Annotated in this window: 25 protein-coding genes and 1 pseudogene; 15 read left to right on the forward strand and 11 right to left on the reverse strand. The window is 73.8% G+C overall.

All coding sequences use genetic code 11. The features are described 5' to 3' along the window. The first annotated feature begins 27 nt into the window (after positions 1–27). From ureE to ACLQ2X_RS22840, 8 genes are all read left to right on the forward strand, one after another. Positions 28–591 carry an urease accessory protein UreE gene (gene ureE, locus ACLQ2X_RS22805; protein ID WP_425683119.1) on the forward strand — a complete coding sequence of 188 codons (564 nt, stop codon included), beginning with the start codon at positions 28–30 and terminating at the stop codon, positions 589–591. A gap of 10 nt (positions 592–601) precedes the next feature. Then, complete coding sequence (locus tag ACLQ2X_RS22810; RefSeq protein ID WP_425683120.1) at positions 602–1,288, forward strand: urease accessory protein UreF; 687 nt, start codon at positions 602–604, stop codon at positions 1,286–1,288. 28 nt (positions 1,289–1,316) lie between these two features. Next, the gene (gene ureG, locus ACLQ2X_RS22815; protein ID WP_425683121.1) at positions 1,317–1,946 is read left to right on the forward strand and encodes an urease accessory protein UreG; all 630 of its coding nucleotides are present in this window, start codon (positions 1,317–1,319) and stop codon (positions 1,944–1,946) included. Beyond that, on the forward strand, positions 1,943–2,860 hold the full coding sequence (locus ACLQ2X_RS22820) for an urease accessory protein UreD (protein ID WP_425683122.1): 918 nt from the start codon (positions 1,943–1,945) through the stop codon (positions 2,858–2,860). Before ureG ends, ACLQ2X_RS22820 begins: the two co-directional genes overlap by 4 nt. Before the next feature lie 13 nt (positions 2,861–2,873). Beyond that, positions 2,874–3,944, forward strand: a complete 1,071-nt coding sequence (yut, locus tag ACLQ2X_RS22825) for an urea transporter (RefSeq protein WP_425683123.1) — start codon at positions 2,874–2,876, stop codon at positions 3,942–3,944. Beyond that, positions 3,922–5,568 carry an ammonium transporter gene (locus ACLQ2X_RS22830; protein ID WP_425683124.1) on the forward strand — a complete coding sequence of 549 codons (1,647 nt, stop codon included), beginning with the start codon at positions 3,922–3,924 and terminating at the stop codon, positions 5,566–5,568. Before yut ends, ACLQ2X_RS22830 begins: the two co-directional genes overlap by 23 nt. Before the next feature lie 122 nt (positions 5,569–5,690). Further along, complete coding sequence (locus ACLQ2X_RS22835; protein WP_425683125.1) at positions 5,691–6,041, forward strand: DUF2203 domain-containing protein; 351 nt, start codon at positions 5,691–5,693, stop codon at positions 6,039–6,041. A gap of 227 nt (positions 6,042–6,268) precedes the next feature. Next, positions 6,269–7,072, forward strand: a complete 804-nt coding sequence (locus tag ACLQ2X_RS22840; protein ID WP_425683126.1) for an SGNH/GDSL hydrolase family protein — start codon at positions 6,269–6,271, stop codon at positions 7,070–7,072. Positions 7,073–7,133: 61 nt separating this feature from the next. Here the strand turns inward: ACLQ2X_RS22840 and ACLQ2X_RS22845 are convergent. Continuing rightward, a pseudogene (locus tag ACLQ2X_RS22845) lies at positions 7,134–7,621 on the reverse strand (glutathione peroxidase). Positions 7,622–7,764: 143 nt separating this feature from the next. Between ACLQ2X_RS22845 and ACLQ2X_RS22850 the strand changes: the two are divergent. The 4 genes from ACLQ2X_RS22850 (at position 7,765) to ACLQ2X_RS22865 (ending at position 12,630) form a co-directional block, all read left to right on the forward strand. After that, the gene (locus ACLQ2X_RS22850) at positions 7,765–9,390 is read left to right on the forward strand and encodes a glycosyl hydrolase family 18 protein (RefSeq protein WP_425683127.1); all 1,626 of its coding nucleotides are present in this window, start codon (positions 7,765–7,767) and stop codon (positions 9,388–9,390) included. A 174-nt stretch (positions 9,391–9,564) separates the two neighbouring features. Then, the gene (locus tag ACLQ2X_RS22855) at positions 9,565–10,086 is read left to right on the forward strand and encodes a hypothetical protein (RefSeq protein WP_425683128.1); all 522 of its coding nucleotides are present in this window, start codon (positions 9,565–9,567) and stop codon (positions 10,084–10,086) included. A 57-nt stretch (positions 10,087–10,143) separates the two neighbouring features. Then, positions 10,144–11,550 carry a class II 3-deoxy-7-phosphoheptulonate synthase gene (locus ACLQ2X_RS22860; RefSeq protein ID WP_425683129.1) on the forward strand — a complete coding sequence of 469 codons (1,407 nt, stop codon included), beginning with the start codon at positions 10,144–10,146 and terminating at the stop codon, positions 11,548–11,550. 60 nt (positions 11,551–11,610) lie between these two features. Next, a complete protein-coding gene (locus ACLQ2X_RS22865; protein WP_425683146.1) occupies positions 11,611–12,630 on the forward strand; it encodes a threonine aldolase family protein in 1,020 nt (339 codons plus the stop codon). 47 nt (positions 12,631–12,677) lie between these two features. Here ACLQ2X_RS22865 and ACLQ2X_RS22870 read toward each other — a convergent pair whose 3' ends face one another. Continuing rightward, positions 12,678–13,520: a deoxyribonuclease IV gene (locus ACLQ2X_RS22870; RefSeq protein WP_425683130.1), complete on the reverse strand. Its 843-nt coding sequence runs from the start codon at positions 13,518–13,520 to the stop codon at positions 12,678–12,680. A gap of 23 nt (positions 13,521–13,543) precedes the next feature. After that, positions 13,544–15,526 (reverse strand): Stk1 family PASTA domain-containing Ser/Thr kinase, encoded by a 1,983-nt coding sequence (gene pknB, locus ACLQ2X_RS22875; RefSeq protein ID WP_425683131.1) that lies wholly within the window; start codon positions 15,524–15,526, stop codon positions 13,544–13,546. A 141-nt stretch (positions 15,527–15,667) separates the two neighbouring features. Between pknB and ACLQ2X_RS22880 the strand changes: the two genes are divergently transcribed. Further along, on the forward strand, positions 15,668–16,048 hold the full coding sequence (locus ACLQ2X_RS22880; protein ID WP_425683132.1) for an Rv2175c family DNA-binding protein: 381 nt from the start codon (positions 15,668–15,670) through the stop codon (positions 16,046–16,048). Positions 16,049–16,191: 143 nt separating this feature from the next. Here ACLQ2X_RS22880 and ACLQ2X_RS22885 read toward each other — a convergent pair whose 3' ends face one another. Both ACLQ2X_RS22885 and ACLQ2X_RS22890 read right to left on the reverse strand, forming a co-directional pair. Next, on the reverse strand, positions 16,192–17,274 hold the full coding sequence (locus ACLQ2X_RS22885) for a polyprenyl synthetase family protein (protein ID WP_425683133.1): 1,083 nt from the start codon (positions 17,272–17,274) through the stop codon (positions 16,192–16,194). Positions 17,275–17,345: 71 nt separating this feature from the next. Continuing rightward, positions 17,346–18,737 carry a helix-turn-helix domain-containing protein gene (locus ACLQ2X_RS22890; RefSeq protein ID WP_425683134.1) on the reverse strand — a complete coding sequence of 464 codons (1,392 nt, stop codon included), beginning with the start codon at positions 18,735–18,737 and terminating at the stop codon, positions 17,346–17,348. A gap of 226 nt (positions 18,738–18,963) precedes the next feature. Between ACLQ2X_RS22890 and metF the strand changes: the two genes are divergently transcribed. Next, the gene (metF, locus tag ACLQ2X_RS22895) at positions 18,964–19,881 is read left to right on the forward strand and encodes a methylenetetrahydrofolate reductase [NAD(P)H] (protein WP_425683135.1); all 918 of its coding nucleotides are present in this window, start codon (positions 18,964–18,966) and stop codon (positions 19,879–19,881) included. Positions 19,882–19,925: 44 nt separating this feature from the next. Next, entirely contained in the window at positions 19,926–20,615 is a 690-nt protein-coding gene (locus ACLQ2X_RS22900) for a CDP-alcohol phosphatidyltransferase family protein (protein ID WP_425683136.1), read from the forward strand. A gap of 122 nt (positions 20,616–20,737) precedes the next feature. On the opposite strand, the gene ACLQ2X_RS22905 is transcribed toward ACLQ2X_RS22900, so the two are convergent. Genes ACLQ2X_RS22905 through ACLQ2X_RS22930 form a run of 6 tightly spaced genes read right to left on the reverse strand, consistent with a single transcriptional unit; the run spans position 20,738 to position 25,973 of the window. Beyond that, the gene (locus tag ACLQ2X_RS22905) at positions 20,738–22,225 is read right to left on the reverse strand and encodes a phytoene desaturase family protein (RefSeq protein WP_425683137.1); all 1,488 of its coding nucleotides are present in this window, start codon (positions 22,223–22,225) and stop codon (positions 20,738–20,740) included. Positions 22,226–22,236: 11 nt separating this feature from the next. Beyond that, a complete protein-coding gene (locus ACLQ2X_RS22910; protein WP_425683138.1) occupies positions 22,237–23,364 on the reverse strand; it encodes a glycosyltransferase in 1,128 nt (375 codons plus the stop codon). Further along, entirely contained in the window at positions 23,361–24,212 is an 852-nt protein-coding gene (locus ACLQ2X_RS22915) for a carotenoid biosynthesis protein (RefSeq protein WP_425683139.1), read from the reverse strand. Before ACLQ2X_RS22915 ends, ACLQ2X_RS22910 begins: the two co-directional genes overlap by 4 nt. Continuing rightward, positions 24,209–24,763, reverse strand: a complete 555-nt coding sequence (locus ACLQ2X_RS22920; protein ID WP_425683140.1) for a GNAT family N-acetyltransferase — start codon at positions 24,761–24,763, stop codon at positions 24,209–24,211. Before ACLQ2X_RS22920 ends, ACLQ2X_RS22915 begins: the two co-directional genes overlap by 4 nt. After that, positions 24,760–25,488, reverse strand: coding sequence for a monooxygenase (locus ACLQ2X_RS22925; protein WP_425683141.1), 729 nt, complete (start codon positions 25,486–25,488; stop codon positions 24,760–24,762). Before ACLQ2X_RS22925 ends, ACLQ2X_RS22920 begins: the two co-directional genes overlap by 4 nt. After that, a complete protein-coding gene (locus ACLQ2X_RS22930) occupies positions 25,485–25,973 on the reverse strand; it encodes a YbaK/EbsC family protein (RefSeq protein WP_425683142.1) in 489 nt (162 codons plus the stop codon). Before ACLQ2X_RS22930 ends, ACLQ2X_RS22925 begins: the two co-directional genes overlap by 4 nt. Between the last annotated feature and the right edge of the window lie 381 nt (positions 25,974–26,354).

The following is a 26,354-nucleotide window of genomic DNA, read 5'->3' on the forward strand; positions in this document are numbered from 1 at the left end:
CGGCGGGGCCGCGTGAAAGGAGAACACATGCTCGTCGAAACGGTGCTCGGCAACGTGAGCGAGCCGACCTGGACCGAGCGGCTTCGCGAGGCGAAGGTCGACGAACTCGTCCTCGACCAGTGGGACGCCCAGAAGAGCCGGCTACGCCGGGCCACCAGCCTCGGCACCGAACTGGCGCTCTCGCTGGCCCGGGGCGTGCGGCTGCGCGACGGCGACGTGCTGGCCTGGGACGAGGCCACCGCGACCGCCGTGGTGGCCCGGGTCGCGCTCGGCGAGGTGATGGTCGTGCACCTCGACACGCTGCACGGCGAGTCCCCGGAGATGGTGGTGCGCTCGGCCGTCGAACTCGGCCACGCGATCGGCAACCAGCACTGGCCGGCGGTGGTGAAGGGCACCAAGATGTACGTGCCGCTGACCGTCGACCGCAAGGTCATGGACTCGGTGATGCGCACCCACGCGTTCACCGGTCTCACCCACGAGTTCGTCCCGGGCACCGAGATCATCGCGTATCTCGCCCCACACGAGTCGCGGCGGCTGTTCGGCGGGGCCGACTCGACCCCGCACTCGCACCTGCCCGCCGACCTCAACTGAGGGGCCGGGCGTGTCCACGGTGACCCAGGCCCTGAAGTTGCTCCAGTTCGGCGACTCGGTCTTCCCGGTCGGCGCCTTCTCCTTCTCCAACGGGTTGGAGACGGCGGTCGAGCAGGGCACGGTCCACGACCGGAGCACCCTGCAGGAGTTCGTGCGCACGGTGACCCGGGTCGCCGCCACCGGCGACGGGGTGGCGCTCCTGGTCGCGCACCGCGCCACCCGCGCCGGTGACCTCGACCGGATCCGGCGCGCCGACGAGGCCGTACACGTCCGCAAGCTCAACGAGGAGACGCGGACCATGACGGTCCGGATGGGCCGCAAGCTCGCCGAGGCCGCCGACCGCGTGGTCGGGGAGTCCCTGCTGCGCAAGCGGGCCGCGGAGAGCGGCACCGGCATCCCGGTGACCTACCCGGTCGCGCTCGGCGTGCTCTTCGCCGACCTGGGGGTCGACGAGCGGGACGCGTTCGCGGCCCACCAGTACGGCGCGGCGTCGATGGTGCTCGGGGCGGCGGTCCGGCTGATGCGGGTGGACCACCTCGACACCCAGTCGATCCTCTTCGCGGTCAACGAACGGGTCGGCGAGGACTACGAGGAACTGCGAACCGCGGGCCTCGACGACATGCAGGGCTTCGCCCCGCACCTCGACGTGCTGGCCGGCGCGCACCAGCACGCACACGTACGGCTGTTCATGAGCTGAGCGCTCATCCACCTGAAGGGCAACGGAAATGAAATCAGCGAGTCGGATCGGTGTCGGCGGCCCGGTCGGCAGCGGCAAGACGGCGATCATCGAGGCTGTCGTGCCCCGCCTGGTCGACCAGGGTCTGCGCATCCTTGTCATCACCAACGACGTGGTGACCACCGAGGACGCCAAGCATGTCCGTCGGGCGTTGACCGGGGTGCTGGTCGAGGAGCGGATCGTCGGGGTGGAGACCGGCGCCTGCCCGCACACCGCGGTCCGCGAGGACCCCAGCATGAACCTCGCCGCGGTGGAGGACATGGAGACGCGGTTCCCGGGCAGCGACGTCGTGCTCATCGAGAGCGGCGGGGACAACCTCACGCTGACGTTCAGCCCCGCCCTGGTCGACTACTTCATCTACGTGATCGACGTGGCGGCCGGCGACAAGATCCCCCGCAAGAACGGCCCGGGCATCTCCAAGTCCGACATCCTCGTGATCAACAAGACCGACCTGGCCCCGTACGTCGACGCCGACCTGGGCGTGATGGCGCACGACGCCGAGCTGATGCGCGGCGGCAAGCCGTTCGTCTTCACCAACTGCAAGACCGGCGAAGGCATCGACGAACTGGTCGACCTGGTGCGCCGCAACGCGCTCTTCGACGCCGAAGTGCTGGCATGACCACACTGGATTCCGTCCGCGAACTCACGCCCTACCAGGACCAGCCGGCGCAGCTGCCGGCCGCCGCCAACGGCAAGGTCGGCGTGCTGCGGCTGGGGTTCGAGCGGCGGGGGGACCGGACGATCCTGCGCGACATGTACCGGCAGTCGCCGCTGCTGGTGCAGCGCGCGCTGTACTGGGACGAGGAGATGCCGGGTCTGCCCTGCGTCATGATCCTCACCACCTCCGGCGGGGTGCTCCAGGGCGACCGGCTGCGGATGGACGTGACGCTCGGGCCGGGCGCGCAGGCGCACCTGGTCACCCAGGCCGCCACCAAGATCCAGGAGATGGACGCCAACTACGGCACCCAGGCGCAGAGCTTCACCCTGGCCGAGGACGCCTACCTGGAGTTCCTGCCCGAGCCGGTGATCCCGTTCCGGCGCAGCCGGTTCGTCTCGGACACCGTGGTCCGGCTCCCGGACACCGCGACGATGCTGTACGCCGAGGTGCTCCAACCCGGCCGCAAGTACTACCGCGACGGTGAGCTCTTCGCGTACGACCTGTTCTCCACCGCCCTGCGCGCCGAGCGTCCGGACGGCCGCCGGTTGTTCGCCGAGAAGTTCGTGATCACGCCGGGCCGGTTCCCGGTGTCCCGGGTCGGGATGATGGACCGCTTCCACGTCTTCGGCAACGCCGTGCTGCTCACCGACCCGCAGCGGGCGGCCCGGGTCTTCGCCCGCACCGAGACGCCGGTGTGGGACGAGGCGACGCCGCTGGCCACCGCGGTCAGCCGGCTGCCCAACGACGCAGGTCTGGTGTGCAAGGTGCTCGGTCAGGAGACCGAGCCGGTCCGGGCCGCGCTGCGCGCGTTCTGCGTGGCCGCCCGCGAAGAGGTGACCGGCTGCACGTTCCCGCCGGTCTTCAGTTGGCGTTGACGGGAGCAGCGACATGGCCGACAGCGGACGAGGCTGGCGCCGGCTGGCCGAGCGGAACCCCCTGATCCGATTCGTGGACGCCTGCCTGCGCGGGCCGGCGCAGGTGGTGCTCCAGAACAACCCGCTCAGCGGCCTCCTCATCCTGGTCGCGCTCGCCTGGGGGGCGTTCGAGAACGGAACGCCACGGGTCTTCGGCGGCGGCGTGCTCGGTCTGGTGGTCGGCACCGCCACGGCGTTGGCGCTGCAGGTGGACATGCCCAGTTGGCGCAGCGGCCTGTTCGGTTTCAGCCCGGTGCTGACCGGCCTCGCGGTGCCGACGTTTCTCGACCAGCGCCCGCTGATGTGGCTCTACCTGGTGCTCGGCGCGATCGCGACGGTGGTGGTCACGCTGGCCCTCAACGCCGTCTTCAAGCGCTGGAACCTGACCGCCTACACCTTCCCGTTCGTGCTCACCACCTGGTTCCTGCTGATGGCGGCCTACCAGTTCGACAGGTTCACCGTGCTCACCAAGCTGACGCCGAAGTTTCCCGGTGAGGGGTCGCCGGCCGGCGGGGCGTTCGACTGGGGCCTGCTGCCGAGCATGCTCAACGGCGTGTCCCAGATCTTCCTGATCGAGAGCTGGGTCACCGGCCTGCTCGTGCTGGTCGCCCTGCTGATCAACTCGCGGTGGTCGGCGCTGTTCGCGGTGATCGGCACCGTCGTCGCGACGCTGCTGGCGCTCTGGTTCGGCGCCGACGGCGCGTCGCTGGACAAGGGGCTGTTCGCCTTCAACGCGGTCCTGACCGCGATCGTGGTCGGTGCGGTCGCGCACCGCCCTGGCGCACTGGTGACTGTCTACACGCTGTTCGGCATCGTGCTGACGCTGTTCGTGCAGATGGCGTTGACCACCATGCTCACGCCGGTGGGCATCCCGGTGCTGACCGGGCCGTTCAACATCGCCACCTGGCTGCTCCTGCTGCCCGCCCGGCACTTCGCGCCGGTGCCCAACCACGAACGGGTCAAGGACAGCCTCCTGTCCACCGTCCGCGACTCCGTCCACCTGCGAGAAAAAGGGGGAAACCGTGTCCGCTCCGAACGCGGGTGACACGGCCTGGGTGCTGGTCTGCGCCGGCCTCGTCCTGTTCATGACGCCGGGCCTCGCGGCGTTCTACGGCGGCATGGTGCCCGGCCGGAACGTGCTCGCGATGCTGCAACAGAACATGATCGCCCTGGGTGTGGTGAGCCTGACCTGGGTGCTGGTCGGCTACACCATCGCCTTCGGCGACGACGCCGGCAGCGGCCTGTTCGGCAATCTGGAGCTGTTCGGGCTGACCGACCTGAGGGTGCCCCCCGCCCCCCACCTGCACGTCGTCGACGGCCGGATCACCATCCCCACGCTGGCGTTCGTGCTGTTCCAGATGATGTTCGCGGTGATCACCCCGGCGCTGGTCACCGGCGCCACCGCCGGCCGGCTGAAGTTCGGCGGCTGGGTGCTGTTCCTCGCGGTGTGGTCGGTCGTGGTGTACGCGCCGATCGCGCACTGGCTCTGGCACCCCGGCGGGTGGCTGGCGAAGCTCGGCACCCAGGACTGGGCGGGCGGGCTCGTCGTGCACGCCAGCGCCGGGGCCGCGGTCGTCGCCGTCCTGCTCGTCGTCGGTCGCCGCCGGGACTGGCCGCACACCGCCGCGCCGCCGAACTCGATCCCGCTGACCATCGTCGGCGCGGGCATCCTCTGGTTCGGTTGGTTCGGCTTCAACGGCGGCGACGGACTCCAGGCCAACGGGGTGGCCGCGCAGGCCGTCCTGAACACCCACCTCGCCGCCGCGGCCGCGATGCTTGTGTGGTTGGCGCTGGAACGCGTCACCGACGGGCACAGCACCGTCGTGGGCGCCGTCTCCGGCGCGGTGGCGGGCCTGGCGACGGTCACCCCCACCGCCGGGTACGTCAACGCGGCCTCCGCCGTGGCGATCGGCGCGCTGGCCGGGCTGGTCTGCCACTTCGCGCTGAAGGTGAAGTACCTGCTGCGTCTCGACGACGCGCTGGACGTGCTCGCCGTGCACTTCGTCGGCGGCATGCTCGGCACGCTCCTGCTCGGCCTGTTCGGCAACCGCGGCGTCAACCCGCTCGGCGCGGACGGGTTGTTCCTCGGCGGTGGAGGCGGCCTGCTCTGGGACCAGCTCGTCGGCGTGGTCAGCGTGGTCGCGTTCTCCTTCGTGCTGACCTGGCTGATCGCCTCCGGGGTGCAGGCGCTCATCGGCCTGCGCGCCCCGGCGCGGGACCAGCAGCGGCTGGACCAGGCGCAACAGGGCGCCGACGCCTACCACCTGGGCGGGGTGACGAGCCTCGCCGCGCCGGGGGCGCCGCGACGCCGCACCGGAGACGGCGGTGTCGGAGGCGACCAGCCGGCCGCGCCGTCGGCCACCCGGGTCCGGCTGGTCACCGCGTTGCTGGAACCGGACCTGGCCACCGACAGCGCCGACCTGCGCGACGCCCTGCTGCGCGCCGGCGCCATCTCGGTCATCATCAGCGATGCCGCGGTGGCCAGCACCACGGCGGCGGCGCGGCTGCTGCCCCGCGGCTACTGGCAGGACCAGCCGCTGTCGGAGCGGCTGCACGTCGGCGTGCTCGTCGAGAGCGACGGGGTGGGCGCGGTGCTGACCGAGTTGGACCGGCTCGGCGCGGGCCGGGCGGACACGTTCGTGCAGGAGGCGGAACGAATCCCGTCCTGAGGACGGGCCACGGGTGCCGGCCGGGCAGGGCTGGGGTCACGGGTGCCGCCGCGGCCGATGTCGAGGTGGACACCACAAGCGCCGGGGGGCGACACGAAACGGTCGTGCCGCATACTGGCCCGGTGTTCACTCTCGCCCAGGCGCGGCACCTGGTGGCCACCCTGCGCCCCCGCGTCGACGAGCTGATCCGACTACGGGCCGACCTGGCCGAGCTGCGCGTCGACCTGGCCGACCACGGGGTCAGCGTGCTCGGCGGGCTCGCCGAGGTCAAGGGCCTGGAGGCGCGGCTGCACGCCGTGGTGGACGAGTTCCAGCAGCACGACATCGCGGTCAAGGGGATCGCGCCGGTGCTGCTGGACTTCCCCGGGGAGCGCGACGGCCGGGCGGTGCTCTGGTGCTGGCTGGAGGGCGACACCGACATCCGGTGGTACCACCGGGTCGAGTGCGGTTTCGCCGGCCGTCGCCCGGTGTGAGCCGCTGCGCCGACGCCTGACCCGAAGCCGGCGCCCGCCCCCGAGCCGGCCGATCTGGACCGGCCGCTCCGACCCGGCGAGGTCCTTCGTTCCGTCGTGCCTGGCCGGCAGCGATTTGTCGGGACAAGTCGCTATGCGCGCGGGCCCGTAATTCGGTGATCTTCCGCCCCCTGTGATCTTATTGATATCTATCTCTCACCACCACTTCACGCCCCCAGGAGTGCGACGTGCGGAGATCCCGTCTTGCCACCCTCGCCCTGACCCTGGCCGCCTCGGTCGGAGTCACCCTGTCCATGGCCGCCCCCGCCCAGGCGGCCCCGTCCGACCGCTACGTCGCGCTCGGCGACTCGTACGCCTCCGGCGTCGGCGCCGACAGCTACACCTCCGAGAGCGGCAACTGTCTACGCAGCACAAAGGCCTATCCGGCGCTCTACAACGCGAACATCAAGCCCGCCTCGTACCGCTCGGTGGCCTGTTCGGGCGCCACCACGGCGGACGTCATCAACAACCAGCTCTCCGCGCTCTCCTCGACCACCACGCTCGTCAGCGTGACGATCGGCGGCAACGACGTCGGCTTCGCCACCATCATGAGCACCTGCGTGCTCCAGGGTGAGACCCAGTGCGTGGCCGCCGTGCAGTCCGCCATGAACGTGGCCCGCACGCAGATGCCGGGTCGCCTCGCCAACGTCTACAACGGCATCAAGGGCCGCGCGCCCTCGGCCCGGGTCGTGGTGGTCGGCTACCCGGTCTTCTACCAGCTCGGCACGCCCTGCGTCGGACTGAGCGCCACGTCCCGGGCGAAGATCAACGAAGGCATCAACCTGCTCGACGACATCATCCGGACCGCGGCCACCTCGGCCGGCTTCACGTTCGCCGACGTCCGCTCCATCTTCGTCGGCCACCAGCTGTGCAGCTACGGGACGAAGTGGCTGCACGCGTTGAACGTGCTGAGCCTGACCAAGTCGTACCACCCGACGGCCGCCGGACAGTCCGGTGGCTACTACCCGGTCTTCCGGTCCGCCGCGGACTGACCCGCCACGACAGCGGCGGCGCGTCTCCCGACGGAGGCGTGCCGCCGCGTCGTGTCCGCAGTCAGGCCGGCAGGACCTTCTCGACCGCCGCACGCAGCTCGGGGGAGTCGGGGGCGACCTGGGGGGCGAACCGGGCGGCCACCGTGCCGTCCGGCGCGACCAGGAACTTCTCGAAGTTCCAGCGCACGTCGCCGGTGTGCCCCTCGGCGTCCGGCGTGGACACCAGCGCGGCGTAGAGCGGATGCCGGTCCGGCCCGTTGACGTCGACCTTCTCCGTCAGCGGGAACGTCACGCCGTAGTTGACCTGACAGAACTGCTCGATCTCGGCGGCGCTGCCCGGCTCCTGGCCGGCGAACTGGTTGCACGGCACGCCGAGCACCGTCAGTCCCCGTGCGGCGTACGTGTCGGCGAGCTCCTGCAGGCCCGCGTACTGGGGGTCAGGCCGCAGCGGGAGGCCACGTTGACCACCAGCAGGGCGCGGCCCCGATAGCGGCCGAGGTCGGTCGGGTCGCCGGTGAGGGTGTCGATCTGCACGTCGAAAACGGTCATCCCCGGAGGCTACGGCCGTCGCACGGACCGCGCCGCGCCACCGGCGGAAATCGATGTATCGACATCTTGACGAACTGATGACGGCGTGAGTAGCGTCTCACCAATCAATTTGGAAAGTTTCCTAACTATTGGAGGGATGCCGTATGAAAAGATCGCTCCGCCGCGCCCTGTGGGCCACCGGCGCCGTGGTCGCGCTCGCGGTCGCCGCGGTGCCCATGACCACCGCGTCGGCCGCCGGCAGCGTCACCGCCACATTCGCCAAGGTGCAGGACTGGGGGACCGGCCACGAGGGGCGGGTGACCGTCACCAACGGCACCGGTGCCACCGTCAACGGCTGGCGCATCGAGTTCACCCTGCCCTCCGGCACCTCGATCAGCAGCTCCTGGGACGCCGACGTGACCCGCAGCGGCGACCGCTACGTCGCGGTCAACAAGAGCTGGGCCGCGACGCTCGCCCCGGGCGCCAGCTTCAGCTGGGGCTACAACGGCACCGGCGCGTACAGGGCGCCGGTGAGCTGCACCGTCAACGGCGGGTCCTGCGCCGGTGGCGGCACGCCGCCGACCACCGCGCCGCCGACGACGACGCCACCCACCACCACGCCGCCGACGACCACCCCGCCGACGACGCCGCCGCCCACCACGCCGCCACCGCCCGGTGGCAAGAAGATCGTCGGCTACTTCGCCGAGTGGGGCGTCTACGCCCGCAACTACCACGTCAAGAACATCCACACCAGCGGCTCGGCCGCCAAGCTGACCCACATCCTGTACGCCTTCGGCAACACCACAGGCGGCCGGTGCAGCATCGGGGACAGCTACGCCGACTACGAGAAGGCGTACACCGCGGCGGACAGCGTCGACGGCGTCGCCGACACCTGGGACCAGCCGCTGCGCGGCAGCTTCAACCAGCTACGCAAGCTGAAGAAGATGTACCCGAACCTCAAGGTGATCTGGTCCTTCGGCGGCTGGACCTGGTCCGGCGGCTTCACCCAGGCGGCGCAGAACCCGGCCGCGTTCGCCGAGTCCTGCCACGCGCTTGTCGAGGACCCGCGCTGGGCGGACGTCTTCGACGGCATCGACGTCGACTGGGAGTACCCGAACGCCTGCGGGCTCCAGTGCGACAGCAGCGGCCCGAACGCGTTCAAGAACGTGGTCTCCGCGCTGCGGAGCAGGTTCGGCTCCACCTCGCTGGTCACCGCGGCGATCACCGCCGACGGCAGCAACGGCGGCAAGATCGACGCCACCGACTACGCGGGCGCCGCGGCGAACCTCAACTGGCTGATGCCGATGACGTACGACTACTTCGGCGCCTTCAACGCCCAGGGACCGACCGCGCCGCACTCCCCGCTCTACTCCTACCCGGGCATCCCGCAGCAGGGCTTCTGGGCCGACGCGGCGATCCAGAAGCTCAGGTCCAAGGGCGTACCGGCGAACAAGCTGCTGCTCGGCGTCGGCTTCTACGGACGCGGCTGGACCGGCGTGACCCAGGCCGCACCGGGCGGCGCCGCCACCGGCGCGGCCCTAGGCACCTACGAGGCCGGCATCGAGGACTACAAGGTGCTCAAGAACACCTGCCCGGCCACCGGCACGGTCGGCGGCACCGCCTACGCCAAGTGCGGCAGCAACTGGTGGAGCTACGACACCCCGGCCACCATCGGTGGCAAGATGGGCTACGCCAACAGCCAGGGCCTCGGCGGCGCGTTCTTCTGGGAACTCTCCGGCGACACCAGCAACGGTGAACTGATCGGCGCCATCAAGGGCGGCCTCGGCTGAGTCGAGTGCCCACGCACCACCCACCCGGGCGGGGAGGGACCGTACCGGTCCCTCCCCGCCCGCGCGCCGGCCTGGCCGAACGCGTCGATCCGGGCCAGGATGGGGAGTCGTCCGGCCGTACGGCCGGTGTGACACACTCGCCGCTCGATGACGTCCACGCCGACGGGAGGACCGATGGGTCGCCGCCACCGGGGCCGGATCACCGTGCTCGCCACCCTCGTGCTCCTGCCGACCGCCGTGGCCGCCTGCGGGTCGAAGGCCGGTGGCGCGGACACCCCCGCCCCCGACCGGGCGGCGGCCGAGGAGGCCACGACCAAGAGCCGCGAGCGGGTGCAGGCGTACCTGGACGCGCTGATCGCGCGCGACCCCGCAGCCGGTCGCAGCCAGCTCTGCGCCCCCATGCATGCCGCCTTCGACGCCGCCGCCACCGGCCCGAACGGCGACTTCGCCGATCACTTCACGGTGCCGCAGGCAGTCGTCGGAGACGTCCGCTCCGGGCCCAACGGGCAGGAGGTCCGGGCGTCGGTGACGGTGCGCGCCGGCTCCCGCACCGGCACCCGGTCGCTGCTGTTCACCGTCACCCGTGCCGGGACGGACTGGTGCATCTCCGGCGAGGTGCCCGCCGACGGCCCGGTCGAACCGACCGTCAGCCCTTCGGAACCGTCGCCACCGGCCGCGCCGGTTCCCGCCCAGTGACCGGGACCGTCCCCCTCGGCGGTGTGTGACGCGGACGATCGCCGTACGCTTTCTCTCATGCGCCATGAGTGGCATCAGCTGAGTCACCCCGCCGTGGGTAGCCCGGGTCTGCAGACCAGTCGCCCGACCGCCGACTCCGCCGAGGACGCGGCCCTCGGCCTCGACCGTTGGCGGGAGCTGCCACGTGCGCAGACCCCGCCGTGGAACGACCCGGCCCAGGTCGCCGAGGTCTGCCGGGTGCTGGACACGGTGCCGTCGGTGGTCGCGCCCTACGAGGTCGACCAACTGCGGCAGCGGCTGGCCCTGGTGTGCGAGGGCAAGGCGTTCCTGCTCCAGGGCGGTGACTGCGCGGAGACCTTCGCCGACAACACCGAGAGTCACCTGCTGGCCAACGCCCGCACCCTGCTGCAGATGGCCATCGTGCTCACCTACGGCGCGTCGCTGCCGGTGGTCAAGGTGGCCCGGGTCGCCGGTCAGTACACCAAGCCCCGGTCCCTGCCCACCGACGCCCGCGGCCTGCCCGCGTACCGCGGGGACATGATCAACTCGCTGGAGGCGACGCCGGAGGCGCGGGTCGCCGACCCGCAGCGCATGATCCGGGCGTACGCCAACTCGGCCGCCGCCATGAACATGCTCCGGGCCTACCTGGCCGGCGGGCTGGCCGACCTGCACGCGGTGCACGACTGGAACAAGGACTTCGTCCGCCGCTCCCCGGCCGGGGAGCGCTACGACGCCATCGCCCGCGAGATCGACCGGGCGCTCGCCTTCATCCGGGCCTGCGGGATGACCGACGACGAGGCCCTGCGCACGGTCACGCTCCACTGCTCCCACGAGGCGCTGGCGCTGGAGTACGACCGGGCGCTGACCCGGATCTCCGACGGCCGGGCGTACGGCCTGTCCGGGCACTTCCTCTGGGTCGGCGAGCGGACCCGGCAGATCGACGGCGCGCACATCGACTTCATCTCCCGGGTCGCCAACCCGATCGGCGTCAAGCTGGGGCCCACCACCAGCCCGGACGAGGCCATCGAGCTCTGCGAGAAGCTCAACCCGGACAACATCCCCGGCCGGCTCACGCTGATCAGCCGGATGGGCAACCACCGGGTCCGGGACGCGCTGCCGCCGATCGTGGCCAAGGTCACCGCCGCCGGCGCGAAGGTCGTCTGGCAGTGCGACCCGATGCACGGCAACACCCACGAGTCCTCGAACGGCTACAAGACCCGGCACTTCGACCGGATCGTCGACGAGGTGCTCGGCTACTTCGAGGTGCACCGCGGTCTGGACACCCACCCCGGGGGCCTGCACGTCGAACTGACCGGCGAGGACGTCACCGAGTGCCTCGGCGGCGCCCAGGGCATCGACGACCTCGACCTGCCCGACCGGTACGAGACGGCCTGCGACCCCCGGTTGAACACCCAGCAGTCGTTGGAGTTGGCGTTCCTGGTGGCGGAGATGCTCCGTGGGTGACGCGAGGAGTGAGCTTGCGAGCCCCGCAGTCGGCGGCCGAAGGTGAACTTCGTGGCTGACCTGATCGATCTTCGGTCGGACACCGTGACCCGGCCGACGCCGGGCATGCGCGAGGCCATGGCCGGTGCCGAGGTGGGCGACGACGTCTACGGCGAGGACCCCACCGTCGCCGCGCTGGAGGCGGAGGTGGCCGCCCGGTTCGGGCACGAGGCGGCGCTGTTCGCCCCGACCGGCTCGATGGCCAACCAGGTGGCGCTCCAGGTGCTTGTCCCGCCGGGCGAGGAGTTGCTCTGCGACGCCGACGCGCACGTGGTCACGTACGAGATCGGGGCCGCCGCCGCGTACGGCGGGATCTCGTCGCGGACGTGGCCGGCGGTGGGCGCGGACGTCGACCCCGACGTGGTCGCCGGGATGGTCCGGCCGGACGGCTACTTCGCGGTGCCGACCCGCGTGATCGCCGTGGAGCAGACCCACAACCGGGGTGGCGGCGGGGTGATCCCGCTGCCGACGCTGCGCCGGCTGCGGGCGGTCGCCGACGAGCACGGGGTGGCCCTGCACTGCGACGGCGCCCGGATCTGGCACGCGCACGTCGCCGACGGGGTGCCGCTTGCCGAGTACGGGGCGTTGTTCGACACGCTCTCGGTGTGCCTGTCCAAGGGGCTCGGCGCGCCGGTCGGCTCGCTCGTGCTGGGCAGCGCCGAGAAGGTCGCCCGGGCGCGGTTCCTGCGCAAGCGGATGGGCGGTGGCATGCGGCAGGTCGGCATCCTCGCCGCCGCCGGCCGGTACGCGCTGGCGCACCACGTCGAGCGGCTCGCCGAGGACCACGCGAGGGCGGCCCGGCTGGCCGAGGCGGTCGCCCCGCACGGGGTGCTCGCCGGTGTGGTGCGCACCAACATCGTGCCGCTCGACCTGACCAAGCATCCGCTCGACGCGCACGCGCTCGCCGCCGCCGCCCGGGCGGAGGGCCTGCTGATCTCGGTGCTCGGCCCGCGTACCGCCCGGCTGGTCACCCACCTGGACGTCACGGACACGCAGGTCGACCGCGCCGCCGGCATTCTGGACGCGGCCCTGCGCGCCTGACCCGACGCCGCACCCGTACCCGCCGGGGCGAGCCGGCGGCGGGTGGGTCAGGGACGGAGGCGCTTGAGGGCGGCGATGTCGGCGGCGTGGCCGACGTGCTTCTCGGTGGGGGTCTCCACGAGCACCGGCACGCCGGCGGTGGCCGGATGTCGCATCAGCTCGGCGAACGCCGGCTCGCCGATGTTGCCCTTGCCGATGTTCTCGTGCCGGTCCCGGGTGGAGCCGCACAGGTCCTTCGAGTCGTTCGCGTGCACCAGTCGCAGCCGGTCGACGCCCACGGTGGCGACGAGCGTGTCCAGCGTGGCGGTCATCCCGCCCTCGGCGGCCAGGTCGTGGCCGGCCGCCCAGGCGTGACAGGTGTCGAAGCAGACGCCCAGCATCGGATGCCTGTCGACCGCGTCCAGGTAGGGACCCAGGTGCTCGACCCGGGAGGCCAACGACCGGCCGCCCCCGGCGCTCGGCTCGACCAGCAGCATCGGCCCATCCGTGGCCGCCGCCTCGTCGAGCAGGGGGAGCAGCGCCTCCCGGACCTGCCGCAGGGCCGCCTCGGCGTGGCCGGCGTCGACCGAACTGCCGGCGTGGAACACCACCCCCCGCGCGCCGATGGCCCGGCCCCGGTGCAGCGCGTGGGCCAGGGTCTGCGCCGACCGGGCGACCGTCGCCGGGGTCGGCGACCCGAGGTTGACAAGCAGCGCGGCGTGGATGAACACCGGCAGGCCGCGTTCGCGGCAGCCATCGCGGAACAGGGTGTCCTGGGCGGGGTCGCCGGGCGGCAACGCCCAACCCCGTGAGTTGGAGACGTAGACCTGCACGACCTCGGAGCCGGCCGCGTCGACGTACGGCAGGGCCGCCCGCGCCAGGCCGCCCGAGGTGGGGGTGTGCGACCCCACCTGGCGGCACCCGTTCCCCGCGCTCACAGGCACGTCACCGTGACCGTGGTGCCCGGTGGGACCGGTGTGTTCTCGGCTGGGCTCTGCAACCGGACCACGCCGTTCGGGTTGAGCTGGATGTTGACCGGGAAGCCCTGACTCTCCAGGGTCTGCTTGGCCTGCTGGCAGGGCAGGTCGATCACCCGGGGGACGGCCACCTGCGGTGGGCCCTTGCTGACCTCGAGCTTGACCTGGGTGCCCTTCTCCACACCGGTGCCGTCGGCCGGGCTCTGGGCGAGGATCTCGTCCTTCGGCTTGTCGGACTCCTTCACCGTCTCCACAGGCGTCAGCCCGAGCCGCGCGAGGGTGGCGCGTGCCTCGGCGAGGCTCTTGCCGACCAGGTTGGGCACGGTCACCGGGGCGCGGCCCTTGCTCAGGATCAGCGTCACCTTCGCCCCCGGCTTGACCACCGTGCCCACCTTCGGGTCGGTGGCCAGCACCACGCCCGCCGGCAGCGCGTCGTCGTAGCGGGAGCCGCCCTTGGCCGCCACCAGTTTGAGGCCCTCCAGCTCGGCCTGGGCCAGCGTGAAGTCCTTGCCCACCACGTCCGGCACCGGCAGCCGTTCCGGGCCGAGCGACAGGGTCAGCGTGATCGTGCCGCCCTTGACGATGCGGGTGGCCGAACTCGGGGCCTGCCCGAGCACGGCGTCCTTGGGGACCTTCTCGTCGTAGCGGGGGGTGTCGTAGCGCAGGGCGAAACCGCCACGCTGCGCCTGCGCCTGCGCCTCCGCCTTGGTCAGGTTCACCAGTTGCGGCGCGACGGTGTACCGGCCCACGCCGAACCACCAGCCACCCACGGCGGCGACCAGGCCGAGCACCACGACCGCCGCGGCGACGGCCAGCCGGCCGCGCGGCGAACCCATGATGCGGGTACGTAGGGCGGCGAACCCGGTCGCCGTACCGTCGGCGTCGCCGGCCCGGCGGTGGTGCGGACGCGGCGCGGCGCCCTCGGGCAGCCGGGCCCACGGTGGGCGCTCGACCGGCTGGACCGCGGCCACCATCTGGGTGGGTTGACTCAACACGGCCGTGTCGTCGCTGAGCTTGCGCAGCACCGCGGTGTGCGCGTTGGGGTCGCCCAGCTGCTCGCGGGCCGTCTGCACCTCGGCGAGCAGCGCGGCGGCGTCGGCCGGCCGGGCGGCCGGGTCCCGCCGGGTGGCCCGGGTGACGAGCGCGTCGAGGGCCGACGGCAGCGCCGGCACCAGCGTCGACGGGGCCGGCACGTCCCGGTCGACGTGCTGCCAGGCGACCTCCACCGGGCGGTCGCCGTCGTACGGCACCCGGCCGGTGAGCATCTCGAACAACACGATGCCGGCGGAGTAGACGTCGGTACGCGCATCCGAGTGGCCGTGGGTGACCAGCTCGGGCGCGACGTAGGCAACGGTCGCCATGAGCTGGTTGCCGTTCTCGTCCTCGGCGCTGGCCTCGACGGCCCGGGCCAGCCCGAAGTCGGCCACCTTGACCACGCTGTCGACGAGGTTGCGGCTGCCGCCGGTGGGCACCTCGGCGACCAGCACGTTCTCCGGTTTGACGTCGCGGTGCACCAGGCCGGCCCGGTGCGCGGCGGCGAGCGCGGCGAGCACCTGCTCGGCGATCGCGAGCGCCTCGTCCGGGTTCAACCGGCGGCGCTCGGCGAGCACGTCGCGCAGTGTGCGACCGCGCACGTACTCCATCACCAGGTAGGGCAGGCCGGCGTGGACGCCCTGGTCGTAGACCGCCACCACGTTCGGGTGGGTGAGTCGGGCGATGGTCTTCGCCTCGTCGGTGAAGCGCTCGACGAAGCCGGCCATCTGCGCCTGTGCCTGCGGCGCCTGGGTCGGATGAATGATCTTGACCGCCACGGTGCGCTCCAGGCGCTCGTCGGTGGCGGTGTACACGGTCGCCATGCCGCCGCGGGCGACGCGCCCGCGAATGCGGTAGCGCCCCTCGATCAGCGAGCCCAGCAACGTGTCGGCGACCTGTGTGTCCATCGGTAGGCAGTCTATGTGTCGGACGGGTGAACGCAGAACCGGATGCTACCGCCGGGATGCCACCCGTGGGGGTCGCCGCGCACGGCGGGCCGGCCGGGGGTGCCGTGACCCGGCACGACAAGCGCGTGGCAGGCTGATCGGGTGACCGATTCCGTACCCGCCGAGACCGGCCCCGACCTGGCCGGACCGACCGATCCGGCCGACTGGCTGACGCTGCCGGACGTGGCCGAGCGCCTCGACCTGTCGATCAGCAAGGTGCACCAGATGATCCGGGACCGTGAGCTGCTCGCGGTGCGCCGCGACGGCGTACGCCGCATCCCGGCCGACCTGGTGGCCAACGAGATTGTGCTCAAGCACCTGCCCGGCGTGCTGAACCTCCTCGGCGACGCCGGGTACGACGACGAGGAGGCGCTGCGCTGGCTCTACCGGGAGGACCCGACGCTGCCCGGCACCCCGGCCGCCGCGCTCGGCGGCGACCTGGCCCGTGAGGTCAAACGCCGCGCCCAGGCCACGGCCTTCTAGCCCGCACCCGAACCGGTCGATCACGAACCCGGCGGCCCGACCCGGCTCGACGTGGCCGTCAGATTCGTGATCGAGCCGTCAGTTCGGTGATCGAGCCGTCAGCTTCGTGATCGACAGGTGCGGGGCAGCCGGTGGTGGGCCGGTCAGGCGGGCCGGCGGGTGGCGGCGATGGCCAGGTCGACCAGGGCCTGGCGGGCCTCGGTGTCCAGGTCGACGGCGGTGAGCGCGGCCAGGGCGCTCTCGGTGAGCGCCGCGATCCGCCGCTCCGTGCGCTCCACCGCGCCGCTCGTGGTGATCAGCTCGCGTAGCCGGTCCACCCCGGCGGCGTCCAGGCCCGCCGCGCCGAGCCCGGCCAGCAGCAGGTCCCGGCCGGCCGGGTCGAGCGTCTCCAGGGCCGCCGCCACCAGATAGGTGCGCTTGCCCTCCCGCAGGTCGTCGCCGGCCGGCTTGCCGGTGCGCTCCGGGTCGCCGAACACCCCGAGCACGTCGTCGCGGAGCTGGAACGCCTCGCCCAGCGGCAGGCCGTACGCCGAGTACGCGGCGTGCACCTCGGCCGGCGCGCCGGCCAGCGCGGCGCCCAGCAGCAGCGGACGCTCCACGGTGTACTTCGCCGACTTGTACCGGGCCACCTTGCCGGCCCGGCTCACCGAGGTGTCGCCGGTGGCCTGGGTCAGCACGTCCAGGTACTGCCCGACGGTCACCTCGGTGCGCATCTCGTCGAAGACCGGCCGGGCGCGGGCCACCGTCGCCGGTGGCAGCCCGGCGGAGTGCAGCAGCTCGTCGGACCAGACCAGGCAGAGGTCACCCAGCAGGATCGCCGCGGCGTCGCCGAAGGAGTCCGCGTCGCCGCCCCAGCCCGCCGCGCGGTGCCGGGCGGCGAACCGCCGGTGCATCGCCGGCTCGCCCCGCCGGGTGTCCGACCGGTCCATCAGGTCGTCGTGGATCAACGCGCTGGCCTGCACGAACTCCAACGCGGCCAGGGTGGCGACGACCTGGTCGGAGTCGATCCCGCCGGCGCCCCGGTAACCCCAGTAGCCGAAGGCCGGGCGCAGCCGCTTGCCGCCGCCCAGCACGAACGCCTCGATCGCCTCGGCGACCGGCAACAGGCCGTCGTCGACGGCGGTCAGCCAGCCGCGCTGGCCGGCGAGGAACTCGGTGAGCGCCTTGTCGATGCGTTCGCGCAGACCGGCGCGGTCGACGGGGGAGACGGGAGCAGCGTGGGTCACGCCACGACGCTAGCCGGTCCCACCCCCTCCCGTCGTGTCCCGGCCCCGGCGTGCCACGCCGCGCACCGCCGTCAGCCGCGTCGGTGGGCGGCGACCGGCAGGTACGGGCGGGCCGCCGCGACCAGTTCCGCGTGCCGCCGGGTGGCCGGCCCCGGCGGGTGGCCGGCCAGCCCACGGCGGAACCCGGTGAGCTGGTCGACGGCCCGCGGGGAGCCGGAGCGGACCGCGTCGAGCAGCGCCTCCCCGGCCACCGCGCAGGCCAGCGGCGCGGCGCCGAGCGCCAGGTGCCCGCGGGCCAGCCAGCCGCCGTAGACCGCCGCCCGGCGTGGCCCGCCCCGCGCCGTCACCACCGGGGTCAACAGCGGTACGGCGGCGGCCGGTCGGCCCAACGCGACAAGCGTGCGTCCGGTCATCGCGGCCAGCTCGGCCGGGTCGAGCCAGTAGAGCCAGGGCGGCTCCCCGCCCGGATCCGGCGGACCGACCCGCTCGGCGTCGGCCAACGCCCGGCCGGCCGCGGCCCGCCGACCGTCGAGCGCCGCGGCGAGCGCCACCCGGTGCAGCAGCAGCACCCGCAGGCCCGGTGAGGCGGCCACACGGCAGGTGGCGTACCCGATCCGGGCCAGGACGAGCGCCCCGGCCGGGTCGCCGGCGCCGGCCAGCAGGTGGCTGGCCGACCCGAGCACGTGCCCGGCCAGCGGCACGTCCCCGGCGGCCACCGCGGCCCGCAACGCCAGCCGGTAGGCGACCAGCCCACCGGTGAGGTCGCCGGCGTCGGCGGCCAGCCAGCCGGCGAGCTGCGCCGACTCCGCCAGCCCGGGCAGCAGCCGGCGGCGGCCGGCCGGCCCGGCACGCCGGTAACCGCGCACCGCGTGGCGCAGCCCGCGCGCCCCGTGCCCGGCCAGGTCGCCGCCGCCGAGCAGGTCGTCCCAGCGCCGCAGCGTGGCCAGGGCGGCCCGGCCGGCCGGGAGGCGCCGCCCCGGGTCGGCCGGACCGGGCCCGGCGCCGGCGTCGGCCGGGGCGTGCCCGTCGCCCGCCCCGGCCCGGTCCCCACCCGAGGTCGGCGCGGGCGGCGTCGCCTCCCGGGCGGCGAACGGGCCGGCAAGCGTCCCGCCGGTCGGGTCGGCGGCCCACCGGTGGGCCAGGGTGAGCAACGCCACCCGCGCGCGGGAACCGGGCGGGTCGACCGTCGCGGGTGTCGCACCGAGCCACCGGCTGCGCGCAGCCGCCTCGGCGAGCAGCTCACCCGGAACGCCCAGGACCGTCGCCAGCCAGGCGGACCAGAAATCCCCGGGCAACCGGAGCTGACGCTCCCACCGGGACACCTCGTGCCGGGTCAACGTGGGCACGCCGGACGCGGCGCAGAGCTCGGCCGCGACCCGCTGCTGGCTCCAGCCGCGGGCGGCCCGCAACTCGGCCAGCAACGGCCCGAGCGGAAGCGGACCGGACGGCGCGGACGGGATCATCGGGACCTCCGGGGGTGACGGCACGGGTGGCGACGCGGACCTCCGGCCGTGGCGCACCGGCGCGTCGTCGTGGTTGGCGACCCCCGCGCGGACCCCGGGGGCTGGCCACCGCCCGCCCCACCGCGCTGCCGTCTTTCTACCCCCGGGGTACGACGTCGCGCCGGGAAGGTGCTCGCGGACTGGGAAGATCCTCGGCAAGTCGTGCCGGTCCGGTTACAGTCGGTCCGTGGCGCTCGGTCTTCCCTCGGTCCTGCCCAACCCCCAGCCGGGCATCGGGGAGTTGATCCGTGACGGCCGTCCCACGTTCTCCTTCGAGTTCTTCCCGCCGAAGACCCCCGCCGGGGAGAAGCTGCTCTGGCAGGCCATCCGCGAGTTGGAGCCGCTGCGCCCCTCGTTCGTCTCGATCACCTACGGCGCGGGCGGCTCGACCCGCGACACCACGGTGGCGGTGACCGAGCGGATCGCCACCGAGACGACGCTGCTGCCGATGGCGCACCTCACCGCGGTCAACCACTCGGTCGCCGAGCTGCGGCACGTCATCGGTCGGCTGGCCTCCGTCGGCGTCCGCAACGTGCTGGCCGTGCGGGGTGACCCCCCGGGTGACCCGGGCGGCGAGTGGATCGCCCACCCCGAGGGCGTCCGGTACGCCGAGGACCTGGTCCGGCTGGTCCGCGACAGCGGCCACTTCAGCGTCGGGGTGGCGGCCTTCCCGTACAAACACCCGCGGTCGCCCGACGTGGCCAGCGACACCGCGTACTTCGTCCGCAAGTGCCGGGCCGGCGCCGAGTTCGCGGTCACCCAGATGTTCTTCGACGCCGACGACTACCTGCGGCTGCGCGACCGGGTGGCCGCCGCCGGCTGCGACACCCCGATCCTGGCCGGGGTGATGCCGGTGACCCAGATGAGCACGATCGAGCGGTCGGTGCAGTTGTCCGGCGCGCCGTTCCCCCGGGCGCTGGCGCAACGGTTCGCGCAGGTGGCCGACGACCCTGAGGCGGTGCGGCGGCTCGGCGTCGAGCAGGCCGGCGAGATGTGCGCGAAACTGCTGGCCGAGGGCGTGCCGGGGATCCACTTCATCACGCTCAACCGGTCCACGGCCACCCGCGAGGTCTGGCAGCGGCTGCGCGCCGACGCGCGAGTGTGACCACCGGCCGCACGCCACCCGCGCCGCCCTTCTACGGTTGATCCGTGGTGGGCACACAGCTGAACTGGGACCAGTACGCGACCGCGTGGGCGCGGCTGCACGGCGGGTTCGATCCCCGTAGCGCCGCGCCGGTGGTGCGCGCCTGGCTGCGCTTCGCCTATCACCTCGGCTACGTGCTGGGCCGACTACGGATCGGACCGACCCCGGTGACCGTGTTCGGGGTGCTGCTCTGCTTCTGCGTACCCCTGCTGGTGGGTCGGGTCGGCGACGGGCCGTTCCTGGGCGCGCTGTTCGTGCTGCTGGCCGCCGTGGCGGACAGCGTCGACGGCGCGGTGGCGGTGGCGACCGGCCGGACCACCCGGTTGGGGTACGTCTACGACTCGGTCGCCGACCGGCTCGGCGAGGTGGCCTGGCTGATCGCGTTCTGGCTGCTCGGCGCGCCGGGCGCGCTGGTCGCCGCAGCCGGCGGCCTGTCCTGGCTGCACGAGTACGTGCGGGCGCGGGCCGTCTCGGCCGGGATGCGGGAGATCGGCGCGGTGACCATGGGGGAGCGGCCCACCCGGGTCTGCGTCGCCCTGGTCGGGCTGGTGGTGGCCGGGCTCACCGGGCTGGTCGACGCCGACCTGACCGCGGGCACCATCACCATGGCCACCACGGTGTGGGTGCTGCTCGCCGGGTTCGGCCTCGGGCAACTGCTCTCCACGGTCCGCCGCGCCCTGGTCGACGCCGGCTGAGCGCCGCACGAGAGAGGCCGCACGAGAGACGCCGGCGGCGGGTGCGCGGCGTGCGGCGGCGGGTGTTAAGAAGGGGCCCCGCCTCTACCGGAGGCGTTAAGAAGGGGCCCTTCCTTTACACCTCACCAGGCGGGGCCGACCGCGTCGGCGACGATCTCCGCGGACAGGGCCACCATGGGCAGGCCGCCGCCCGGATGGCTGGAACCGCCGACCAGCCACAGCCCGGCGGCCGGGCCCCGGTTCGCGGGACGCAGCAGCCCACCCGCGGTGCCGTAGATCGCCCCACCCGGCGCGCCGGTGGCCACGTCCAGGTCGGCCGGGGTGCGGATCTCCCGGAACACCAGCCGGTCCCGCACGTCGACCCCCCGCTCGGCCAGCACGTCCAGGATCCGGTCCGCGTACGCCTCGGCCAGGCCGGGCCGCCGCCAGTCCACCGCGCCCGCGGCGGTGCCGTGCCGGGGCGCGTTGACCAGCACGAACCACGCCTCGTGGCCGTCCGGCCGGACCGCCGGGTCGTCGGCCGCGGTGACGAACACCGTCGGGTCGGTCGCCGGGCGGGCCCGCCGGCCGCGACCCGGGTCGCCGAAGACCGCGTCGAACTCGGCGTCGTAGTCGCGGGGGAAGAAGACGGTGTGGTGGGCCAGCCCGGAGTCCCCGCGTACGCCGAGCAGCAGCACGAACCCGGCGAGGCTGCGGTCGGTGAGCGCGGCCAGCCGGCGCGGGTCGGGCAGCAGGTCCCGGTAGACGGTCAACGCGTCCACGTTCGCCACCACCACGTCGGCCGGTACGGGCACCGGCGAGCCGGCCACGCGTACCCCGTGCACCCGCCCTCCGGCGGCGTCGATCCGGGTGACCTCGGTGTCGGTGCGTACCACCACGCCCAGGTCCAGGCAGCGGGACAGCAGCGCGTCGGCGAGCGTGCCCAACCCGCCGCGCAGGTACCAGCCGCCGTACGTCAACTCGGCGTAGGGGACGGCGACCAGCGCGGCCGGGGCGCGCCGCGGGTCGGCGCCGGTGTACGTGGCGTACCGGTCCAGCAGCATCCGCAGCCGCGGGTCGGACAGGTGTCGGCGGCCCAGCCCGCGCAGCGTGCGGCCCGGGCCGATGGCGGCCAGGTCGCCCAGCCGCCAGGCCAGCGCGGCCAGGTCCCGGGGCGAGTCGACGGTGCGGCGCAGGATGTCCCGGTGGGAGGCCGCCCACACCCGGTCGGCGCGGCGCCACAGCCCCCGCCAGTCGGCGGCGGAGCGGTCGCCGAACGCGGCGCCGACGCGGGCGGCGAACTCGTCCGGGTCGGCGCACGAGTCCAGGGTGGGCCCGCCGTCGGAGAAGACGTGCCGCACGATCGGGTCCAGCGGAACCAGGTCGAGGTATTCGTCGAGTTTCGCCCCGGTCGCCTCGAACAGGTCGTGGAAGACCTGCGGCAGGGTGAACAGGCTCGGGCCGGTGTCGAAGTGCCACACCCCCTCCGGGGTGTGGTGGACGTGGCGTCCGAGCTTGCCCCCGACCGTGCCCGCCCGTTCCAGGACGGTGACCTCGTGCCCGGTGACCGCGAGCCGGGCGGCGGCGGCGAGGCCGCCCACGCCGGCGCCGATGACCACGATGCGCGCCATGACGTGCCCTCCTAGGTGACCGGGCGACCCCGCCAGGTGAGCCGACGCCGCTTCCGCAGATGGTACGACCGGATGGTCAGCCAACCGAGGACCACGACCGACACGGGGTGTGCCAGCGCGTCGGGCCAGGCCCGCCCGCCGGTGGCCCGGGCGCTGACCGCCCGCCCGGCGACCCCGGCCAGGTAGGCCAGGAACGCCACCGCGGCCACCGTCGGCGCGCCGGCCAGCAGCGCCCCGACGGCCAGCAGCGGCGGCGCGGTGTAGAGCAGGAGCAGCAGGGCCAGCACGGCGGCGGCGGCTCCCGGGTGCCCGAACGTGGCCCAGAGCGACTTGGTGTAGCCGTCGCGCAGTTGCGGCCACGTGTCGTACATCAGGCAGGAGGCCAACCGGGACCCGTCGGCCAGCGCGATGCGGCCGCCGGCCCGCTTCACCGCCCGGGCCAGTTCGATGTCCTCCAGCACCTTGTCCGCCACCGCGGCGTGCCCGCCGGCCCGCAGGTAGCCGGCCCGGTCCACGACCAGGAACTGCCCGCCCGCCGCGGCCAGCGACGGCCGCGGCGAGCGTTCCATCGCGCGCAGCGGCAGGAACGTCAGCCACAACCACTGCAACAGCGGCTGCACCAGCCGGTCCGCCGCCGTCCGCACCACGATCCGGGGGTACGGCGACAGCAGCGTCGCGCCCGCGGCGCGCAACTCGGTCACCGCCGCCGCGACCGCGTACGGGGTGAGCACCACGTCCGCGTCGACGAAGGCCAGCACGGTCGGTTCCGGGTCGGTGCGGGTGGCCAACTGCCAGCAGGCGTGCGGCTTGCCCAGCCAGCCCGGCGGGGGTGCGCCGCCGTCGAGCAGCGTGACCCGGGGATCGGCGCCGGCCACCGCGCGGACCACGTCGGCGGTGCCGTCGGCCGAGCCGTCGTCGAGCACCACGATCCGCAGCCCGGGCACCCCGCGTTGGGCGAGCAGCGCGCGCAGGCACGGGGTGACCCGGTCGGCCTCGTCGCGCAGCGGCAGCAGCACCGCCACCGCCTCGGTCACCCCGCCCGGCCCGGCGGGGGGACGGCGCAGCCAGGCCAGGGCGTTGACGAGCGTGTGCCCGGTAAGCGCGGCGACCGCCACGAACAGCGCGAGGACGGCGGTCATACCGGGATGTCGACGCGGGACGCCGGTTCCGGCATGCCGGCCCGGTCCCGGCGGGCCCGCCACAGCGTCACCGCCAGCGGCACCGCGGTGACCGCCATGCCGGCCGCGCCCCACAGCGCGGACACCGGCAGCCGCAGGAACACCGCGTGCGCGAGCACGCTGGAGGCGTACGTCCAGAGGTAGAGCGCGAACATCGGGGCGTCCCGGCCGTCGACCCGGTCCACGGCCGCCCCGGCGAGCGGGCGCAGCGCGACGGCCAGCAGCACCCCGAAGCCCAGCCAGCCGAGGTAGTTGCTGACCGGGATGCCGGGCAGGCCGGGCAGCGCCGGGGTGGCGTTCCGCCAGGTCCAGTAGCCCTCCGCGACCATCTGCGGGTCGAGGAACAGGTCCCACGCGGCCAGCCCCACCGCCGCGAGCCCGATGCGGGTCAGGCGGGTTCCCCACCCGACGTGCCCGGTGCCGGTCGGGCTCCCGCCCGGCGGCCGGGTGAGCCGGACCGCGGCGAGCCAGGCCGGCCAGGCCATCCAGGTCCAGGCGAGCGGGATGATCAACGGCACCCCGGCCAGCTTCGGGCCCAGCTCGCCCGAGTAGTCGTAGCTGCCGAACGGGAATCCGGTGGCCACCCCGAGCGCCTCGACCGCGAACCCGCCGCCGGTGACGACCGCGACCAGCGCGGCGGCGGTCCGGGCGCCCCGGGTGAGCAGCGCGTGGCCGACGGAGAGCAGCCAGCCGAGCGCCACCGTGGCCACGGTCAGCCCGGCGCGGGTCGCGCCGCCGGTGAGCGGGTAGCAGATCTGGGCGAGGACCAGGACGGCCAGCAGCGCCCACGGCAGCCGGGCGGCCCTCACGACTGCTCCGGCGGGGGCAGCGGCAGGTCCCGGCCGAGCACACCGAACGGTCGTTCGTCACCGGGAAAGTGGAAGTGGCGCAGGACGTCGACGAAGCCGAACCGGCGGTACAGCCGCCAGGCCCGGGACGTCCGCTCGTCGGCCTCCGGGGTGGAGAGCAGCGTGGTGTCGCCCTCGGCCACGGCGAGCAGCGCGCGCAACTGGCGGGCGCCCAGGCCGTGCCCCTGCGCGGGTGGCCGCACGTGCAGCTCGACCACCTCGAACGGGTGGGTCAGCCAGCGCTGCCGGGCCTGCGTGTCCAACGCCCGGTGCACCTGGTCGTGCCACCACTGTCCGGCGGCGCCCCGGTAGCCGTACCCGAAGCCGGCCAGGTGGCCCTCGGTGGTCAGGCTGGCGACGGCGCGGAAACCGGGCCGGCGCACGTGGGTGGCGATATAGCCACGTCGGGACTCCAGCAGATCGGTCCGGTAACCCATCGCCTCGCCGTAGACGGCCACCACGTCGTCCAGCCGCCGGACCAGGTCGTCCGGTGTCCACCGCACCAGCCTCATGCGTACCCTCTCGCTGTCGGGTCGCCCTCGGCGGCGACCCAGCCGAGCACCGCGCGGTCGCCGACCACGTCGCCCACCGCGAACCGCGCGAACAGTTCCTCCGCGTACCAGTCCTCGGTGGGGGTGCGGGTGATCGCGGCGCGGTGCTCCGGGGAACGGTACGCGAACGCGACGAGGTCCGTCGGGTCGCGCCACACGCTCACCGTGCCCTGCCAGCCCAGCGGCGCCTCGCCGACGCCGAACCGGGCGAGCAGTCCGGGCGCGGCGTGCAGGGCGGTGGCGACCGGCGGGACGGCCCGCCAGAACGTGCCCGCCCGGCGGGCCCGCAGCCGGGCCCGGGTCAGCGCCAGCACCGGGCCGGTGACCCGTCCGCCGGGCGGCGTGCCGAACGGCTCCCGGCCGGACCACCGGCCGCGGCTGGTCAGCGGGCGCAGTTCCACCCGTACGCGGGCGCGGGCGATCCGGGCCCAGGAGCGGGCGACCGGGGAGGTGTCGAAGCCGGCCGCCGCGGCGGGGGAGTCCCAGACCACGAGCGCCGCCCACCGGGTCAGGTCGGCGTCGCCGGGGCCGAAGCCGGTGCCGGTACCGGTGCCGAGCAGCTTGGCGAAGCGGACGCCGGGCAGCCGGCGCAGCCGTGCCGGGTGGGTGGCCATCCGGGTCAGCGCCCCGGGTACGGCCCGGCGGGGGATGCGCCACACGTGCAGCGTGACGTGTTCGGGGTTCACGCCACCTCGGCCGGGGTGCCGGCGGTGATCCGCAGCAGTTCCGCGTACGTGGTGGGGAAGACCGCCTGCGGCACGCCGCCGGCCGCCCACACCTCGGCGTACCCGGCCAGGTCGGTGTCGACCAGGGTGCGCAGCGGCTGGGGGTGGCCGACCGGGGCGACGCCGCCGATCACCTGTCCGGTGTGCCGCTTGACGAAGTCGGGGGTGGCTCGGCGCAGGCGGGTCACCCCGAGGCCGGCGGACAGCGCGGCGGTGTCCACCCGGTGCGCGCCGGAGGTGAGCACCAGCAGCGGCGCGTCGTCGGCGTCGAAGATCAGCGAGTTGGCGATGGCGCCGACCTCGACGCCGAGCGCCTCGGCCGCCGCGGCGGCGGTGTGCACCGCATCGGGCAGCAGTCGGACGAGGCTGGTCCCGCCCGATCCGTTGCGGGCGCCCGCGTCGTCGAGCGCCCGTTGCACCGCCTGCACGTTCGGGTGTGGCTGCATGACTCCATTCTTCCCCCCACCGCCGCGCGTCCTCGTCGAGGGCATCCGCCGCGATCCGCCGGGGCGCGTCACACGTTGCGTTTTTGTCGGGGGGGAGGTGTACTGTCAGGGCAGTTAGAACGAGTGTTCGATACGGCTCCTGACTCCCCTGAGCCGGTCGCACACCCGTGACACGCTCCGGAAGCGGTGTTTCGCGGCATCGGCTTCCGGGAGGTGCGGCACCGCGGGCCGCACCTGGGTTCCGGACAGTCGCGAGTCCGGGCCCGTCAGGCAGGTCGTGGGGGGCCCCGCCCCCCCCCCCCCCCCCGGGCCCCGCCCCCCCCCCCCCCCCCCCGCGCGGGGGGGGGGGGGGGGGGGGGGGCGCCCGCCCCCCCCCCCCCC

The organism is Micromonospora sp. DT31 (assembly GCF_049841795.1).
Taxonomy (GTDB): Bacteria; Actinomycetota; Actinomycetes; order Mycobacteriales; family Micromonosporaceae; genus Micromonospora.

Excerpts from the sequence above, each read along its gene's own strand:
- ACLQ2X_RS22905 (WP_425683137.1), bottom strand. The coding sequence starts at position 22,225 with ATGGCGCGCATCGTGGTCATCGGCGCCGGCGTGGGCGGCCTCGCCGCC.
- ACLQ2X_RS22890 (WP_425683134.1), bottom strand. The coding sequence starts at position 18,737 with ATGATCCCGTCCGCGCCGTCCGGTCCGCTTCCGCTCGGGCCGTTGCTG.
- ACLQ2X_RS22910 (WP_425683138.1), bottom strand. The coding sequence starts at position 23,364 with ATGACCGCCGTCCTCGCGCTGTTCGTGGCGGTCGCCGCGCTTACCGGG.
- ACLQ2X_RS22820 (WP_425683122.1), top strand. The coding sequence starts at position 1,943 with ATGACCACACTGGATTCCGTCCGCGAACTCACGCCCTACCAGGACCAG.
- ACLQ2X_RS22855 (WP_425683128.1), top strand. The coding sequence starts at position 9,565 with ATGGGTCGCCGCCACCGGGGCCGGATCACCGTGCTCGCCACCCTCGTG.
- ACLQ2X_RS22920 (WP_425683140.1), bottom strand. The coding sequence starts at position 24,763 with ATGAGGCTGGTGCGGTGGACACCGGACGACCTGGTCCGGCGGCTGGAC.
- pknB (WP_425683131.1), bottom strand. The coding sequence starts at position 15,526 with ATGGACACACAGGTCGCCGACACGTTGCTGGGCTCGCTGATCGAGGGG.
- ACLQ2X_RS22850 (WP_425683127.1), top strand. The coding sequence starts at position 7,765 with ATGAAAAGATCGCTCCGCCGCGCCCTGTGGGCCACCGGCGCCGTGGTC.
- yut (WP_425683123.1), top strand. The coding sequence starts at position 2,874 with ATGGCCGACAGCGGACGAGGCTGGCGCCGGCTGGCCGAGCGGAACCCC.
- ACLQ2X_RS22860 (WP_425683129.1), top strand. The coding sequence starts at position 10,144 with ATGCGCCATGAGTGGCATCAGCTGAGTCACCCCGCCGTGGGTAGCCCG.
- ACLQ2X_RS22930 (WP_425683142.1), bottom strand. The coding sequence starts at position 25,973 with ATGCAGCCACACCCGAACGTGCAGGCGGTGCAACGGGCGCTCGACGAC.
- ureE (WP_425683119.1), top strand. The coding sequence starts at position 28 with ATGCTCGTCGAAACGGTGCTCGGCAACGTGAGCGAGCCGACCTGGACC.
- ureG (WP_425683121.1), top strand. The coding sequence starts at position 1,317 with ATGAAATCAGCGAGTCGGATCGGTGTCGGCGGCCCGGTCGGCAGCGGC.